The organism is Maricaulis sp. D1M11 (assembly GCF_047308265.1).
Lineage (GTDB): Bacteria > Pseudomonadota > Alphaproteobacteria > Caulobacterales > Maricaulaceae > Maricaulis.
On sequence record NZ_JBKQWY010000020.1, the window covers coordinates 1 to 787 of the forward strand.

The 787-nt window shown below is 55.7% G+C and carries 1 protein-coding gene; it reads right to left on the reverse strand.

Annotation, left to right across the window (positions count from 1 at the left end):
• Window positions 1-705 (reverse strand): hypothetical protein (locus tag RMQ97_RS15455; protein WP_413661799.1); only part of this gene is annotated, 705 nt, incomplete at its 3' end.
• Between the last annotated feature and the right edge of the window lie 82 nt (window positions 706-787).

Below are 787 nucleotides of genomic sequence, written 5' to 3' on the forward strand. Positions count from 1 at the left end.
AGAGGTCGAGACCACCTGGCCCAGATTATTGTACACCGTCGTGGTGGTGTGGCCCGCACCTGTGACAACAGTCATGTGAGCCTGCGGGATCCCGGCCGTGCCGTCATCATTGTAGGTGTAGGTGATCGAGCCTGTGACGCTGTTGTCGGAAAGGGTGACGCGTCCCAAACCATCGAAGCTGAATTCTGACACATTGTGTCTGACGGAACTCTCGATCAATCTCCCGTGCTGATCGGTCGTGAAATAGTTCCGCGTGATGCCTTGGCTGTTGTCACTGCTGCCGGTTGCGCTCGTGCCGCCATAGGTCCGCCATTCTTCGACAGACGCACCCCGGTGATCATACCAATATCGTGTGTTGGCAAGGTTTTCGAGATTTGTAAGTGTCTGCGTCCAGGCTAGGACATCAGCGCTGGACAGAATGGTATCGGTGCCCTGGCCAAAGCGGTAGCTCTGGCCCGCATCTGGATCTTCATGGCCGGAATACACCAAGGTTCGAACAAGCTGGCCATCTGCGTCATAGAGGTTTTCTGTGACCCGGCCCTCGTGCGACACAACATACCGCAGGCGTCCATATCCATTGTAGGCGTAGCGCGTGTAGAGGGTCGGCTGATCATTGCTGGACGGAGAGACATTTCTCGCTTCCAGGACGATCTGATTGTCGGAGTTGTAGGTGTATTCAGAAACGATGCCTTCCGGGTCAATCATCCGGAAAAGATTGCCGTTCTCGTCGTACTGATTCTCTATCTGGGTGCCGTCGGGCCGGGTGATAATCACCTTGCGTGCCCAG